Source organism: Geitlerinema sp. PCC 9228 (genome assembly GCF_001870905.1).
Taxonomy (GTDB): Bacteria; Cyanobacteriota; Cyanobacteriia; order Cyanobacteriales; family PCC-9228; genus PCC-9228.
Map to the genome: position 1 here is coordinate 1 of NZ_LNDC01000091.1, position 310 is coordinate 310.

Consider the following 310-nt stretch of genomic DNA (forward strand, 5'->3'; position numbering starts at 1 on the left):
GTTCGGTTAGTCCAGCCTTGGTCTCGTAGCAGACTCCGTTATTTCGGTCATGACACCTTTCGCGGGTGCTTTCCAGCCCGAAGCTCTGTCGTTCGTCGTTAAACAGGTCTAGGTGATTGACAAAAACCAGTGCGGCGGACACAAAAAGCCGAAATCACATTGGCGAGGAAAACTTAACCCGCAAACAGTGGAGTTCATCCATTATGTATGCCTTGGTTCTCGATAAAAACAAAAAACCGCTAGACCCGACCCATCCCGCTCAAGCCAGAAAAATGCTAAAAGCAGGACGAGCCAAGGTCTTTCGTCGTTA

Annotated in this window: 1 protein-coding gene; it reads left to right on the plus strand. The window is 49.0% G+C overall.

Annotated features, from left to right (window positions below; all coding sequences use genetic code 11):
- Positions 1-116: 116 nt before the first annotated feature.
- Positions 117-310 (plus strand): RRXRR domain-containing protein (locus AS151_RS22775; protein ID WP_244532936.1); only part of this gene is annotated, 194 nt, incomplete at its 3' end.